The sequence below is a fragment of the Lysinibacillus sp. FSL P2-0066 genome (assembly GCF_037969495.1).
In the GTDB taxonomy this organism is placed as follows: Bacteria; Bacillota; Bacilli; order Bacillales_A; family Planococcaceae; genus Lysinibacillus; species Lysinibacillus boronitolerans.
In genome coordinates this window covers 3,376,090-3,388,968 of the sequence record NZ_CP150202.1, presented here as the reverse complement: position 1 = coordinate 3,388,968, position 12,879 = coordinate 3,376,090, and the positions used below count along the sequence as shown (strand labels likewise).

The window sequence follows — 12,879 nt, the reverse complement described above, 5'->3', positions numbered from 1 at the left end:
GACGAAATGGGTCAGTAGCTCAGTTGGTAGAGCATTAGATTGAAGCTCTAAGTGTCGGCGGTTCGATTCCGTCCTGACCCACCATTTATGCGGGTGTAGTTTAATGGTAAAACCTCAGCCTTCCAAGCTGATGTCGTGGGTTCGATTCCCATCACCCGCTCCAAGGGCCTATAGCTCAGCTGGTTAGAGCGCACGCCTGATAAGCGTGAGGTCGATGGTTCGAGTCCATTTAGGCCCACCATTATTCCGAAGTAGCTCAGTTGGTAGTAGCACCTGACTGTTAATCAGGTTGTCGCAGGTTCGAGTCCTGCCTTCGGAGCCATTTTTTATTTTGGGGAAGTACTCAAGAGGCTGAAGAGGCGCCCCTGCTAAGGGTGTAGGTCGGGTAACCGGCGCGAGGGTTCAAATCCCTCCTTCTCCGCCATGGCCCGTTGGTCAAGTGGTTAAGACACCGCCCTTTCACGGCGGTAACACGGGTTCGAATCCCGTACGGGTCATACTAAAAACAGTAGATGCAAATGCATCTACTGTTTTTTTATATTCATAGATACAAAATTTACTCTTGATTCAATGCATTTTCATCCATATAAACTACTTCCCAGATGTGCCCGTCTACATCCTGAAAGCCCCAACCATACATAAATCCATGATCTTGTGGTTCACTATAAGGTTTACCACCAGAGGCAAGTGCCTTATTCACTAATTGATCTACTTGTTCTCGATTTTCGGCAGAAAGACATAAGATTGCTTCTGCAGAAGTAGTAGTATCTGTAATTTCTTTCTTACTAAATCCTTTAAATCGTTCTTCAACCATTATCAAAACAAAGATATTCTCATTAATAATCATTGAGGCTGTTGTTTCATCACTAAATTGTTGATTGAACTCAAAACCCAATTCCTTAAAAAAACGAATGGATTTGTTTAGATCTTTTACTGGTAAATTGATAAAGATATTTTTCGATTGAAAAGCCATTTAGTATCACCTCCAAATTGACAGTATCATGGGGCATAAAGGCTTGTCAATTATAGCAATGCAGACGAAAATGGAAGCCATTAGCACTATTGAAAGCGGGTGTTATATCAACAAAAACAGAAAGGTTATATCTTATAACCTTTCAGACTGTAGACAAACTCAATGAATTTTGAGTTTGCCTACAGTCTTTTTTCTTTTACAATAAAATAAAGTAAAGCCGTTGATTTCCACTACGGGCGGACGTTTTCCGCGGGCGGGGTCGAGCTGCTTCCCTCGCTTCGCTCAGTCCAGGATCTCGACTTTCCCGCTTTTCCAGCAGGAGTCGCCACCCTTCGTTCCAATCAACTTCTACATAAAGAATTCCTTATTCATCTATTGATAAAAAGTACACTTTCGAGGTGATTAACCATGATGACGAAAAATCAAATCAATGAACGTGAACAATTAGAAATGCTAACGATTGATCAATTAGTTCCCCAAGATCATTTAGTACGAAAACTAGAGGCGGCTATTGATTTTTCATTTATCTATCCTTTAGTAGAAAACCTCTACTCTGCTAAAGGACGCCCTAGTATTGATCCTGTTGTTCTCTTTAAAATGACGTTTATTCAGTACGTTTTTGGTATACGGTCCATGCGTCAAACCATCAAAGAAATTGAAACGAATATGGCGTATCGTTGGTTTTTAGGATTTGGCTTCCATACAGAAGTCCCGCATTTCTCTACCTTCGGTAAAAATTATGTCCGTCGCTTTCAAGACACTGATATATTTGAGCAGATATTCTATCGTATATTAAAAGAGATTATGCATCAAGGACTCCTCCATGCAGACCATTTATTTATCGATTCTACGCATGTGAAAGCGAGTGCGAATAAACGAAAGTATGATAAAAAAGTTGTGCGAAAAGAAACACGGGCTTATGAAGAGAAACTTCAATTAGAGTTAAATATGGATCGTGAGGAACACGGAAAAAAGCCCTTTCCCCCGGAGAAGTTTGAAAAGGAAGAATGGAAAGAAATAAAGGAAAGCACGACAGATCCTGAAAGTGGCTATTACGTGAAGGATGAACGTACGAAACAGTTTGCGTATTCTTTTCATGCAGCGACAGATGAAAAGGGCTTTGTCTTGGGTGCCATTGTAACTCCGGGAAATGTGCACGATAGTCATGTATTACAGCCACTTGTGGAAAAAGTCATTGAAAACGTTCAAAAACCATTAGCTGTTGCGGCAGATGCAGCCTATAAAACACCCGCAATTACAAACTTTTTATTAGAGAATCAAATGTTGCCTGTTCTTCCTTATACACGTCCTAAAACGAAAGATGGATTCTTCCGAAAACATGAGTATATATATGATGAGCACTATAATTGTTATCTTTGCCCACAAGGGCAGATATTGAAGTATGCGACAACGACTAAAGAAGGGTATCGTCAATATAAATCGAATCCTTTGATTTGTGCGAAGTGTCCGAGCCTATCCCAATGTACAGAAAGTAAGCAACATCAAAAACTCATTCAACGTCATATTTGGGAATCGTATGTAGAGGAAGCAGAACATTTACGCCATTCCAATGACATCAAACAAATCTATGCAAAGCGCAAAGAAACGATTGAGCGTATCTTTGCAGATGCAAAAGAAAAGCATGGTATGCGATGGACAACCTTAAGAGGTCTAAAAAAATTGTCCATGCAGGCGATGCTTACTTTTGCTGCCATGAATTTAAAGAAACTGGCTACTTGGACGTGGCAAGTAGCTTAAGAGAGCAACTATGCTCTAAGAGTATGCTAGATTTGGTTGTATAGGACCAAATCTAAAAAAGAAATAGGAAGAAAAATGACAAAAGCCATCGAGAGTGAACCTCTCGATGGCTTTTGTCTACAGTCTGAAAGGTTATATCTTATAACCTTTCTGTTTAAAAAGTTTAACTATTTATCCTCTGGCTAGCATTCTTTCAAGTGAGCTAAGAGCTTCAGTAGTAGTATGTTCATCTACTTGTATACGGTTATGAGGTTGCCCTTGCTCGATACTTTCTAAGCTCCATAACAAATGCGGAAGGTCGATGCGATTCATTGTTAAACAAGGACAAAAGTTTTCATTTAAGGAGACAATATGTTTATCAGGATGCTGCTTAATAATGCGATTGACAAGGTTCATTTCTGTTCCAATTGCCCATGCAGATCCGCTTGGAGCTCGATTGATTGTATCAATAATGTATTTTGTGGAGCCTGCATCATCAGCTGCTGCTACCACTTCACGGCTGCATTCAGGGTGAACGATAATGCTCATAGTTGGGTGTTTTTTACGAATAACCTCTGTATGTTGAACGGTAAAACCTTCGTGCACAGAGCAGTGACCCTTCCAAAGTATAACCTGAATATTTTCAAGAGGCTCTTTTGTTTCGAGCATGTTCTTATGTGGATTCCAAACAGCCATATTTTCAAGAGGTATACCTAAATCATAGGCAGTATTTCTTCCTAAATGTTGGTCAGGTAAAAAGAAGATCCGCTGTTTTTGGGTAAAAGCCCATTGAACAAGTTCCTTTGCATTCGATGAAGTGACACAAGCACCACCATGTCTTCCGGTAAAGGCTTTAATAGCCGCAGTTGAATTAACATAGGTTAGAGGAATAATCGTATCACCAAAGAGTTCTTGAAGAATTGGCCATGCTTGTTCTGTTTGATAAATATCAGCCATATCAGCCATTGAACAACCAGCGCGCATATCTGGTAAATAGACATGTTGCTGTTTCGTTGTCAGCATATCAGCAGTCTCTGCCATAAAATGCACACCGCAAAATACGATGTGTTCAGCTTCCTTATTTGCTGCAGATAATTGAGCTAACTGTAAAGAATCCCCGGTTGCATCTGCAAATTGAATGACTTCATCTTTTTGATAATGGTGCCCAGGAATAAATAATTTAGGCCCTAATTTTTTCTTTATTGATAAAATACGAGATTCCATTTCCTTTACAGATAGTGCCCGATAATGCTCTGGAAGTAATGACGTCTGTTGTAATAAACTAGTGATGGACAAGGGAATGATCTCCTTTCATTTGAACGAGTGCACTAATATCAAAAGCTTTAACTGAATGTGTTAGGGAGCCAAGTGAAATCCATTGAATACCTGATTGGGCATATGCCTTTAAATTTTCAAGTGTGATGCCCCCAGATGCTTCAGTCGCAATAGTTGGTGGAACAATGGGAAGCCATGCACGGATTTCTTCTGGGCTACGGTTATCAAACATTATAATATCTGCTCCTGCCTTGATAGCTTCTTCTAACTGTTCTTTTGTTTCAATTTCAACTTCAATTTTTACGGTATGACCGACTTTCGCTCTAGCGGCTTGAACTGCGTTAGCTATGCTACCAGCAAAGGCAATATGATTATCCTTTAGCATAATTGCGTCATACAGGCCATTACGATGATTAAAAGCACCACCAATTCGAACAGCATATTTATCTAACATACGCAGTCCTGGTATTGTTTTACGGGTATCACATATTTTTGCATGAGTACCTACTGTTTCTTGAACGGCACGATTGGTCGCCGTTGCAATAGCAGACATTCGTTGAATAAGATTTAAAATGACACGCTCACCTATTAATAACTTTTGTAAGGGACCTTTAATCACAGCAAGCACATCACCTGACTTAACCATCTCTCCATCTTTTTTATGAAGGTTGACTTCGATTGATCGATCGAGTAAGAGAAAGCCATGCTCAATAATGAGTGCCCCGCAAAAAATTCCGCTTTCTTTCGCGTAAAAAGAAAAAGATCCTAGTTGATCGGCTGAAAAGATAAATTCACTCGATAAATCCCCATCTCCTAAATCCTCATTAAAAAATTGTTTGAGCATTTCCTCGAGTTTGATGATATTCATACAATGAGTTCCTCACTTTCATTTGTCCTTGCGAAAAAATAATCCATCGGCTTGCCCATTGTGCTTCCATTTCGGGTTTATCCGTCCGAATATGAGCTCCTCGTGTTTCCGTTCGCGTAATTGCTGCATGTGCCATTAATGTGGCGACTTCATGCATCATAAATAATTCCAACTCAGCTAGTTCGAGACCATTTAAATTAACGTGAAGAAGTGATTGCAAGGAGGGCAATTGCTGAACAAAATGCTGCAAGTCATCAATATTTCTAACAATACCTAGAAACTGCATCATGTGTTGCTGTAATTGTGGTTTGCTAAATAAAGATGGCATTTTATCAGTACAATGAGGGTTTTCAAGTAAAAAATTTTTTTGATGACACCCTTTTTGAATGATGAATTGTGCCATTTTTTGACCAAATGTAATACCTTCCAATAGTGAGTTACTTGCTAAACGATTTGCTCCATGTACGCCTGTACAGGCAACCTCACCGACTGCATATAGGTTAGGTATAGTAGTTCTTCCTTTGTCATCAGCAATAACACCACCCATCAAGAAATGACTTCCTGGAGCCACGGGGATTAGGCCATCCTGTAAATGAACATGATTATCATGGCACAGCTGAGTAATTGTTGGAAATTTTGCTTCAAAGTCTTGAATGTTAGTGATATCAATAAACGTTTCTTCACCAGCTGCACGTTTTGTAAATAGGGCAAGTGCCGTAATATGTCTTGGTGCTAGGTCAAGTTGAGCATGTAAACCTGTCATAATGGGCTGATGCTGAGCGTTCACAAAAATACCCCCAGCCCCTCTGACAGCTTCAGAAACTAATCCCTTTGCTTCATTTTTACACCACAGAAGACTCGGGTGAAATTGCATAAATTCCATATCACTAATGGCAGCGCCTGCTCGAAATGCTAATGCGATCCCATCGCCTGTATTGGTTGGAAAATTAGATGTGCTTGAATAAAGGGCACCTGCACCACCTGTCGCTAAAATAACATGATGAGCCAAGTAACGTTTTGTACCTTTTTCTCCTTTAGTTAGTACTCCTACACAGTCACCATCTGTATTCTGTAAAAGCTCATAAGCCATTTCATAGCAATTGATCTTTGTTTTGGGTGAGAGTTTATGAAGCAAGTAATCTATGAAAATCTGACCAGTACGATCACCACCTGCATGTAGAATACGATGATGACTATGTGCTCCTTCAAGTCCTAGAGCAGGTTTTCCATCGACCTGCCGATCAACAGGGAGGCCATTCTTTAGATAGTTTTGCATAATCTCCGTGCCATCTTTAATAAGTGTTTTAACATGCCTTTTCTCATGGTGATACTCTCCAGCTTTTAATGTATCAGCCATATGGTGTTGAATATGATCCTCCTCACTTATAACAGCAGCAATACCACCTTGTGCACGATAAGAACTACTCATATATATAGATGATTTTGTAACAATTTGTATTTGAAAATGTTCTTCAAGCAGTAAAGCAGCTTGAAGTGCAGCAATGCCACTACCAATTATAAGGACGTCTGTCTTTACATCCATAGTTATACCTTCTTTACAGTTGTCTTGACACCTATCTTTACATAAAATAAAAAAGAAAACAAGACCCGATGAACAAGAGAGGAAGAAGATGATGATTTATATGGATTATGCTGCAACGTCACCTATGATGAGAGAATCTCTTGAGGCATATGTAGAGGTAGCACAACGTTATTATGGAAATAGTGCAAGCTTGCATGATCTAGGGGGACAAGCCCTTTATTTTGTCCAGCATTCAAGAGAGGTTGTAGCCCATGCCCTCGGTGTACGTAGTGATGGCGTAATTTTTACGGGTAGTGGCACAGAAGGAAATCTAATAGCCATCTTGTCGTTAGCGCTAGCCTCAAAAAAAGGAAAACACATTATTTCATCCCAAGCTGAGCATACCTCAGTGCACGCAGCTTTGAATACACTTGAGAAAAAGGGCTTTACTGTAACAAAATTACCTTTGCAGAGGGATGGCTGCGTTGATCTGAGGCAATTGCAACAAGCAATCCGTGAAGATACTGCTTTAATTACCATTCAACATGTCAATTCTGAAATTGGTTCTATCCTGCCCGTGGAGAAAATCGTAGAGATAGCAAGAAAATCAAATATTTTCTGTCATGTTGATTGTGTACAATCATTTGGCAAACTAGCTATACCAAAAGGAGCAGATGCAATTACCATCTCGGCTCATAAAATAGGTGGGCCAAAGGGATGTGGGGCCATATATATTAACCCCGCAATCCGAGTACCTGCATTAACACCAGGTGTGACACATGAGAGGGGGCTCAGAGGAGGGACATTAGATACTCCTGCAATCGTGGCCTTTGCGGCGGCAATTGAAAACTATCAATATGAATTGCAACATTATGAAACTTTAAGAAATTATTTCGAAAATAATTTACCTGAAACATGTCAGATCGTTGAGTGTAAACAGCAACTACCTAATATTTGTGGGGTAATGATGGAGAAAGTAGAGGGGCAATATGTTCTTTTAAAGTTAAATGAGGCGGGAATCTGTATCTCTACAGGTAGTGCATGTGATATTCATAGTGAATCTGGAACAAAGGCCATTCTATCAATGGGTTTTTCTTTTGAAGCGGCACGCCAATTTTTTAGAATATCTTTTGGTCCTTCTACTACACTTGATGATATTGCAAAATTAAAAAGAGAGCTTGCAAATATTTAATGAGAGGACGAGTGAAGGATTATCTATATTCTTCACTTGTTTTGAAATAGATTATAAGCTAAGAATATAGGTGAAATAAAATAAATGTTTTCTTTTGAATCAACAATTGCTATAATATTTTGCAGGGCAATATTTTCTCTTACTTAACAAAAATATCTTTTAAAAGTAATAATTTCTTTTTTTTATAAAAAAGTATTGCACAATGTTAGAAAACGTTATACAATAATTCTTGTCTTGAAGGACAGGTAAACAACTTCAAAACAAGATACATAACAAAGTCTAGTGATGATGGCAAAGAGGTCACACCCGTTCCCATACCGAACACGGAAGTTAAGCTCTTTAGCGCCGATGGTAGTTGGGGGCTTCCCCCTGTGAGAGTAGGACGTCGCTAGGCATAAAACCCAGGAGGATTAGCTCAGCTGGGAGAGCATCTGCCTTACAAGCAGAGGGTCGGCGGTTCGAGCCCGTCATCCTCCACCATATGCCGGTTTAGCTCAGCAGGTAGAGCAACTGACTTGTAATCAGTAGGTCGTGGGTTCGATTCCTATAGCCGGCACCATTTTTTCGAGCCATTAGCTCAGTTGGTAGAGCATCTGACTTTTAATCAGAGGGTCGAAGGTTCGAGTCCTTCATGGCTCACCATTTAGAAATAATAATAAGCGGGTGTGGCGGAATTGGCAGACGCACTAGACTTAGGATCTAGCGCCGCAAGGCGTGGGGGTTCGACTCCCTTCACCCGCACCATTATTTTCATTGCCAGATAAAAAACTTATGCACATGCGGAAGTAGTTCAGTGGTAGAACACCACCTTGCCAAGGTGGGGGTCGCGAGTTCGAACCTCGTCTTCCGCTCCAAATGTGCCGGGGTGGCGGAACTGGCAGACGCACAGGACTTAAAATCCTGCGGTAGGTGACTACCGTACCGGTTCGATTCCGGTCCTCGGCACCATTTTAAATGCGCCCGTAGCTCAATTGGATAGAGCGTCTGACTACGGATCAGAAGGTTATGGGTTCGACTCCTGTCGGGCGCGCCAAAAGAACAACGGGAAGTAGCTCAGCTTGGTAGAGCACTTGGTTTGGGACCAAGGGGTCGCAGGTTCGAATCCTGTCTTCCCGACCATTTCCAAAAATTATGGGGCCTTAGCTCAGCTGGGAGAGCGCCTGCCTTGCACGCAGGAGGTCAGCGGTTCGATCCCGCTAGGCTCCACCATAAGTAAATTAACCAGTATAAAGATCCTGGCGGCGTAGCTCAGCTGGCTAGAGCGTACGGTTCATACCCGTAAGGTCGGGGGTTCGATCCCCTCTGCCGCCATCTTAAAGGACCTTTAGCTCAGTTGGTTAGAGCAGACGGCTCATAACCGTCCGGTCGCAGGTTCGAGTCCTGCAAGGTCCACCATTTATATATTGTAACGGAGGTATACCCAAGTCTGGCTGAAGGGATCGGTCTTGAAAACCGACAGGCGGGTAACACCGCGCGGGGGTTCGAATCCCTCTACCTCCTCCAGTTTTAAATTTTTATAAATGGTGCTTTAAAAACTCGAAACATATAAAATTATCGCGGGGTGGAGCAGTGGTAGCTCGTCGGGCTCATAACCCGAAGGTCGTTGGTTCAAATCCGGCCCCCGCAACCAAAAGGTCCCGTGGTGTAGCGGTTAACATGCCTGCCTGTCACGCAGGAGATCGCCGGTTCGATCCCGGTCGGGACCGCCATTTTTAAAATCAAAGTCATGAGAAGCAAAAGAGTGAGTAAGCTTAGCATGGACGAAATGGGTCAGTAGCTCAGTTGGTAGAGCATTAGATTGAAGCTCTAAGTGTCGGCGGTTCGATTCCGTCCTGACCCACCATTTATGCGGGTGTAGTTTAATGGTAAAACCTCAGCCTTCCAAGCTGATGTCGTGGGTTCGATTCCCATCACCCGCTCCAAGGGCCTATAGCTCAGCTGGTTAGAGCGCACGCCTGATAAGCGTGAGGTCGATGGTTCGAGTCCATTTAGGCCCACCATTATTCCGAAGTAGCTCAGTTGGTAGTAGCACCTGACTGTTAATCAGGTTGTCGCAGGTTCGAGTCCTGCCTTCGGAGCCATTTTTTATTTTGGGGAAGTACTCAAGAGGCTGAAGAGGCGCCCCTGCTAAGGGTGTAGGTCGGGTAACCGGCGCGAGGGTTCAAATCCCTCCTTCTCCGCCATGGCCCGTTGGTCAAGTGGTTAAGACACCGCCCTTTCACGGCGGTAACACGGGTTCGAATCCCGTACGGGTCATACTAAGTGCAGTAGATGAATTTACATCTACTGCACTTTTTAATTTACTGGATACTTAGATTAATAACATACCTCTATTAAATGAAAGCCTACACAGATTAATCATTCTGTGTAGGCTTGTTGTTTTTCAAATTAGCGATTAAATTTTTCGTCCTTTTCCATATGGAATGCAAAGAGGTGTACCAAATATGGGATCTGCCTTCATTTGGCAATCAAGGTCAAACACATGACTAACTAAATCAGTTGTCATAATTTCTTCTGGTTTCCCTTGACGATAGACACCGCGGTCACGCACTGTAATAATATGATCGGCATAGCGACATGCAAGATTAATATCATGCAATACCATAATAATTGTTCGCTTTTGCTGTTGGTTTAAGTCATATAGTAAATCTAATACGTCTATTTGATGGGTTAAATCTAAGTATGTCGTAGGCTCGTCTAAAAGAATGATATCTGTATCTTGAGCAAGTGTCATAGCAATCCAAGCACGTTGACGTTGTCCTCCTGATAGCTCATCCACTGGTCTATCTTGTAAATGCTCGGTACCTGTAGCTTTTAAAGCGTTTAAAACGATTTCTTCATCCTTTTCAGTCCATTGTTGACGCCAATTTTGGTAAGGATAGCGGCCTTGTTTTACAAGTTGTAAGACAGTTAAGCCTTCTGGTGCAACAGGAGATTGGGGAAGAATAGAGAGGTTTTTAGCCACTTGCTTAGTTGATAATTTAAAAATATCCTCACCATTTAATAAAACGGAGCCTTTTTTAGGTTTTAATAATCGAGCAATGGAGCGCAAGAGTGTGGATTTACCACAGCCATTCGCTCCAATTAATACAGTAATTTCATTCAAAGGAATAGATAAATTGAGATCTTCGATAATATTGAAATCACCATAACTTAATGTTAGGGATTTGGTTAATAAAGATTCAGTCATGTAGTATAGACTCCTTTATTTATTTGGGTTTCTAAATAATAAATAGATAAAATAAGGTGCACCGATGGCAGCAGTAAAGACGCCTGCGGGTACTTCTAATGGGCTAAATGCTGTGCGACCTATAATATCTGCAACCATTACAAGTAATGCACCAATTGCTGCGGATGCTGGAATAAGTACCCCGAATGATGAACCAACGATGCGTCGTGCAATATGAGGAGCCATTAATCCTACAAACCCAATGGCGCCAGCAAATGCTATAGCACTCGCTACAAGACTGGAACATAATAGAATTAAATAAAGGCGTGTTTTTTGGACAGATTGCCCTAGGCTTGATGCTGTATCATCACCTAATTCTTGAACATTTAACTGTCGTGTAATAAATAAAGTGATAAGTAGAAGCATGATGATCAAAGGAACAACGATTTGTACTTGATCCCAATCTGCACTTTTGACACTCCCCGTAATCCACTTATTCGCTTCACTTGCTTGATAAATTGGGCCGATAATCATTAGCATTGTAGTAATTGCTTGCATGAATGCCGACACGCTAATACCAATTAAGACAAGACGATGTGGTGTGACACCATCTTTCCAAGCAAATAGGTAAACTATACATCCGACGATAGTAGCCCCTGTAAATCCTGCTAATGGCAACCATTCTATACTAACAGTTAAAGAGTGATTGGAATCACTGAAAATGGCTAAGAAACCAACAACCGCTGCCCCACCACCAGCAGATATGCCGATTATATCAGGTGAGGCAAGTGGATTTTTAATGATTCCTTGTAAAACTGCACCTGCTACGGCTAATGCCATTCCAGCAAACAAAGCCATGAAAATTCGAGGCATTCGAAAATCAATAATGATCAGTTGATCAAAATCTGAGCCGTAACCAAAAAAAGCTTGTAAAACTTTTAATGGATTGATGAATGAATCACCAAATGATGCACTAAGAAAGAAAACAGCAAGAGCTAGTAGGCAAATCACTATTAATTTTTTTATAGCTTGTACATCTAATAAAAATGAAATTTTTTGTTGAAGTAGACGAATTGTTTTTACATGTTTCATTATTTTTTTCCACCTTTTCGCGCAAGGTAAATAAAGAATGGTGTGCCAATCATAGCTGTCATGACTCCTACTGGAACTTCTTGAGGCATGATAATATAACGAGCCGCAACATCAGCAAGCAATAAAAGGATCCCCCCAAGTAAAGCAGCCATAGGAATAAGCCATCGATGATCGGTGCCGACAAACTTGCGCGCAAAATGGGGAACGACAATCCCTATAAAACCAATGGGGCCAGCAATTGCAACTGCTCCACCAGCTAAAAAAATAACAATAAGACCTACTAATATCTTCATAAGTCCTAAACGTAAACCAAGACCTCTTGCTACATCATCACCTAGAGCGAGAATATTCATTTTAGGGGAAATGATGAGAGCAGCAATCCATCCAATTACTAAATAAGGTAGAACAGAAAGTAGAATTTCAAGTTTTCTACCTTGTACAGAGCCTGCTAACCAAAACAAAACTTGATCAAGCTCTGCTTCATTTGTAGCGAGTAAACCTTGTGTAAATGATGCAAATAGGGCACTAATGGCAGCACCAGCTAAAGTTATTTTTACTGGAGTAACAGCATCTCTACCTGAGAAACTAATCCCATAAACGGATAATGCAGCGATTGCTGCACCAAGAAATGCAATCCATGCAAAAGATTGCAAGCTTGAAATGTGGAAAAAAATCATAGCAAAAACAACAGCAAAGCCTGCTCCTGCATTAATGCCCAAAATTCCAGGAGAGGCTAATGGATTTTTCGTTAAGGTCTGCATAAGCACGCCTGTAATGGCTAACGAAGCACCAACGCAACTGGCTATAAGAGCTCTTGGAATTCGAACATTTTGAATAATAAGATGCTCATTTGAATTGTTAAATTGTTTAAAAGATTCATACGTAGTTTGAATAGAGGTATTTGCATAACCGTACACAATACTGATCCCCATACAAAGAAGTAATAGTATAACTCCTACTAATAAAGCAATCATCTTGGAATAATTATTTTGTAATATCATATTTAACGTGTACTCTTTTCTTGGGAAATTATTAAATTAGTTATTGACAT

Annotated in this window: 9 protein-coding genes, 26 tRNA genes and 1 rRNA gene; 29 read left to right on the top strand and 7 right to left on the bottom strand. The window is 40.9% G+C overall.

Annotated elements, in window-relative coordinates; genetic code table 11:
- Nucleotides 1-8 precede the first annotated feature (8 nt).
- The 6 genes from MKZ14_RS16945 (at nt 9) to MKZ14_RS16920 (ending at nt 497) form a co-directional block, all read left to right on the top strand.
- Nucleotides 9-84, top strand: a tRNA-Phe gene (locus MKZ14_RS16945).
- A gap of 5 nt (nt 85-89) precedes the next feature.
- Nucleotides 90-163, top strand: a tRNA-Gly gene (locus tag MKZ14_RS16940).
- Nucleotide 164: 1 nt separating this feature from the next.
- Nucleotides 165-241 (top strand) — tRNA-Ile (locus tag MKZ14_RS16935).
- Between the two features lie 4 nt (nt 242-245).
- Nucleotides 246-322: transfer RNA gene (locus MKZ14_RS16930), tRNA-Asn, on the top strand.
- Nucleotides 323-333: 11 nt separating this feature from the next.
- Nucleotides 334-424, top strand: a tRNA-Ser gene (locus tag MKZ14_RS16925).
- Nucleotide 425: 1 nt separating this feature from the next.
- A tRNA-Glu gene (locus tag MKZ14_RS16920) sits at nt 426-497 on the top strand.
- 59 nt (nt 498-556) lie between these two features.
- Here MKZ14_RS16920 and MKZ14_RS16915 read toward each other — a convergent pair.
- Complete coding sequence (locus MKZ14_RS16915; RefSeq protein WP_036074904.1) at nt 557-973, bottom strand: VOC family protein; 417 nt, start codon at nt 971-973, stop codon at nt 557-559.
- Nucleotides 974-1,381: 408 nt separating this feature from the next.
- Between MKZ14_RS16915 and MKZ14_RS16910 the strand changes: the two genes are divergently transcribed.
- Nucleotides 1,382-2,731, top strand: a complete 1,350-nt coding sequence (locus MKZ14_RS16910) for an IS1182 family transposase (protein WP_339280230.1) — start codon at nt 1,382-1,384, stop codon at nt 2,729-2,731.
- A gap of 171 nt (nt 2,732-2,902) precedes the next feature.
- Here MKZ14_RS16910 and nadA read toward each other — a convergent pair whose 3' ends face one another.
- From nadA to nadB, 3 genes are read right to left on the bottom strand one after another with little or no spacing between them, the layout of a single operon-like run.
- Nucleotides 2,903-4,006, bottom strand: a complete 1,104-nt coding sequence (gene nadA / locus MKZ14_RS16905) for a quinolinate synthase NadA (RefSeq protein WP_333006977.1) — start codon at nt 4,004-4,006, stop codon at nt 2,903-2,905.
- Nucleotides 3,993-4,853, bottom strand: a complete 861-nt coding sequence (nadC, locus tag MKZ14_RS16900; protein WP_016995533.1) for a carboxylating nicotinate-nucleotide diphosphorylase — start codon at nt 4,851-4,853, stop codon at nt 3,993-3,995. The genes nadA and nadC overlap by 14 nt, the downstream gene beginning before the upstream one ends.
- Nucleotides 4,810-6,396 carry an L-aspartate oxidase gene (gene nadB / locus MKZ14_RS16895; RefSeq protein ID WP_016995534.1) on the bottom strand — a complete coding sequence of 529 codons (1,587 nt, stop codon included), beginning with the start codon at nt 6,394-6,396 and terminating at the stop codon, nt 4,810-4,812. The genes nadC and nadB overlap by 44 nt, the downstream gene beginning before the upstream one ends.
- Before the next feature lie 88 nt (nt 6,397-6,484).
- Here nadB and MKZ14_RS16890 point away from each other — a divergent pair, with 88 nt between their 5' ends.
- The 22 genes from MKZ14_RS16890 to MKZ14_RS16785 all read left to right on the top strand — a co-directional run bounded on the left by MKZ14_RS16890 (nt 6,485) and on the right by MKZ14_RS16785 (nt 9,823).
- A complete protein-coding gene (locus MKZ14_RS16890) occupies nt 6,485-7,567 on the top strand; it encodes a cysteine desulfurase family protein (RefSeq protein ID WP_016995535.1) in 1,083 nt (360 codons plus the stop codon).
- 278 nt (nt 7,568-7,845) lie between these two features.
- A 5S ribosomal RNA gene (gene rrf, locus MKZ14_RS16885) occupies nt 7,846-7,961 on the top strand.
- Between the two features lie 10 nt (nt 7,962-7,971).
- Nucleotides 7,972-8,047 (top strand) — tRNA-Val (locus tag MKZ14_RS16880).
- A gap of 3 nt (nt 8,048-8,050) precedes the next feature.
- A tRNA-Thr gene (locus MKZ14_RS16875) sits at nt 8,051-8,126 on the top strand.
- A gap of 7 nt (nt 8,127-8,133) precedes the next feature.
- Nucleotides 8,134-8,209: transfer RNA gene (locus MKZ14_RS16870), tRNA-Lys, on the top strand.
- Between the two features lie 17 nt (nt 8,210-8,226).
- Nucleotides 8,227-8,311, top strand: a tRNA-Leu gene (locus tag MKZ14_RS16865).
- Between the two features lie 35 nt (nt 8,312-8,346).
- Nucleotides 8,347-8,421 (top strand) — tRNA-Gly (locus tag MKZ14_RS16860).
- Between the two features lie 5 nt (nt 8,422-8,426).
- A tRNA-Leu gene (locus MKZ14_RS16855) sits at nt 8,427-8,515 on the top strand.
- Between the two features lie 8 nt (nt 8,516-8,523).
- A tRNA-Arg gene (locus MKZ14_RS16850) sits at nt 8,524-8,600 on the top strand.
- 9 nt (nt 8,601-8,609) lie between these two features.
- Nucleotides 8,610-8,686 (top strand) — tRNA-Pro (locus tag MKZ14_RS16845).
- 14 nt (nt 8,687-8,700) lie between these two features.
- Nucleotides 8,701-8,776 (top strand) — tRNA-Ala (locus MKZ14_RS16840).
- A 28-nt stretch (nt 8,777-8,804) separates the two neighbouring features.
- A tRNA-Met gene (locus tag MKZ14_RS16835) sits at nt 8,805-8,878 on the top strand.
- A 7-nt stretch (nt 8,879-8,885) separates the two neighbouring features.
- Nucleotides 8,886-8,962: transfer RNA gene (locus MKZ14_RS16830), tRNA-Ile, on the top strand.
- Nucleotides 8,963-8,977: 15 nt separating this feature from the next.
- Nucleotides 8,978-9,070 (top strand) — tRNA-Ser (locus MKZ14_RS16825).
- Nucleotides 9,071-9,122: 52 nt separating this feature from the next.
- Nucleotides 9,123-9,197 (top strand) — tRNA-Met (locus tag MKZ14_RS16820).
- 3 nt (nt 9,198-9,200) lie between these two features.
- Nucleotides 9,201-9,276 (top strand) — tRNA-Asp (locus MKZ14_RS16815).
- Between the two features lie 58 nt (nt 9,277-9,334).
- Nucleotides 9,335-9,410 (top strand) — tRNA-Phe (locus MKZ14_RS16810).
- Between the two features lie 5 nt (nt 9,411-9,415).
- Nucleotides 9,416-9,489: transfer RNA gene (locus MKZ14_RS16805), tRNA-Gly, on the top strand.
- Nucleotide 9,490: 1 nt separating this feature from the next.
- Nucleotides 9,491-9,567: transfer RNA gene (locus MKZ14_RS16800), tRNA-Ile, on the top strand.
- 4 nt (nt 9,568-9,571) lie between these two features.
- Nucleotides 9,572-9,648, top strand: a tRNA-Asn gene (locus tag MKZ14_RS16795).
- A gap of 11 nt (nt 9,649-9,659) precedes the next feature.
- Nucleotides 9,660-9,750, top strand: a tRNA-Ser gene (locus MKZ14_RS16790).
- Between the two features lies 1 nt (nt 9,751).
- Nucleotides 9,752-9,823: transfer RNA gene (locus MKZ14_RS16785), tRNA-Glu, on the top strand.
- A 139-nt stretch (nt 9,824-9,962) separates the two neighbouring features.
- Here the strand turns inward: MKZ14_RS16785 and MKZ14_RS16780 are convergent.
- From MKZ14_RS16780 to MKZ14_RS16770, 3 genes are read right to left on the bottom strand one after another with little or no spacing between them, the layout of a single operon-like run.
- Complete coding sequence (locus MKZ14_RS16780) at nt 9,963-10,757, bottom strand: ABC transporter ATP-binding protein (protein ID WP_016992508.1); 795 nt, start codon at nt 10,755-10,757, stop codon at nt 9,963-9,965.
- Nucleotides 10,758-10,772: 15 nt separating this feature from the next.
- Entirely contained in the window at nt 10,773-11,828 is a 1,056-nt protein-coding gene (locus MKZ14_RS16775) for an iron ABC transporter permease (RefSeq protein WP_333005385.1), read from the bottom strand.
- On the bottom strand, nt 11,828-12,829 hold the full coding sequence (locus tag MKZ14_RS16770) for an iron ABC transporter permease (RefSeq protein WP_036078504.1): 1,002 nt from the start codon (nt 12,827-12,829) through the stop codon (nt 11,828-11,830). The genes MKZ14_RS16775 and MKZ14_RS16770 overlap by 1 nt, the downstream gene beginning before the upstream one ends.
- Nucleotides 12,830-12,879: the final 50 nt, after the last annotated feature.

Excerpts from the sequence above, each read along its gene's own strand:
- MKZ14_RS16780 (WP_016992508.1), bottom strand. The coding sequence starts at position 10,757 with ATGACTGAATCTTTATTAACCAAATCCCTAACATTAAGTTATGGTGAT.
- nadB (WP_016995534.1), bottom strand. The coding sequence starts at position 6,396 with ATGGATGTAAAGACAGACGTCCTTATAATTGGTAGTGGCATTGCTGCA.
- nadC (WP_016995533.1), bottom strand. The coding sequence starts at position 4,853 with ATGAATATCATCAAACTCGAGGAAATGCTCAAACAATTTTTTAATGAG.
- MKZ14_RS16915 (WP_036074904.1), bottom strand. The coding sequence starts at position 973 with ATGGCTTTTCAATCGAAAAATATCTTTATCAATTTACCAGTAAAAGAT.
- MKZ14_RS16910 (WP_339280230.1), top strand. The coding sequence starts at position 1,382 with ATGATGACGAAAAATCAAATCAATGAACGTGAACAATTAGAAATGCTA.
- MKZ14_RS16770 (WP_036078504.1), bottom strand. The coding sequence starts at position 12,829 with ATGATATTACAAAATAATTATTCCAAGATGATTGCTTTATTAGTAGGA.
- MKZ14_RS16775 (WP_333005385.1), bottom strand. The coding sequence starts at position 11,828 with ATGAAACATGTAAAAACAATTCGTCTACTTCAACAAAAAATTTCATTT.
- MKZ14_RS16890 (WP_016995535.1), top strand. The coding sequence starts at position 6,485 with ATGATGATTTATATGGATTATGCTGCAACGTCACCTATGATGAGAGAA.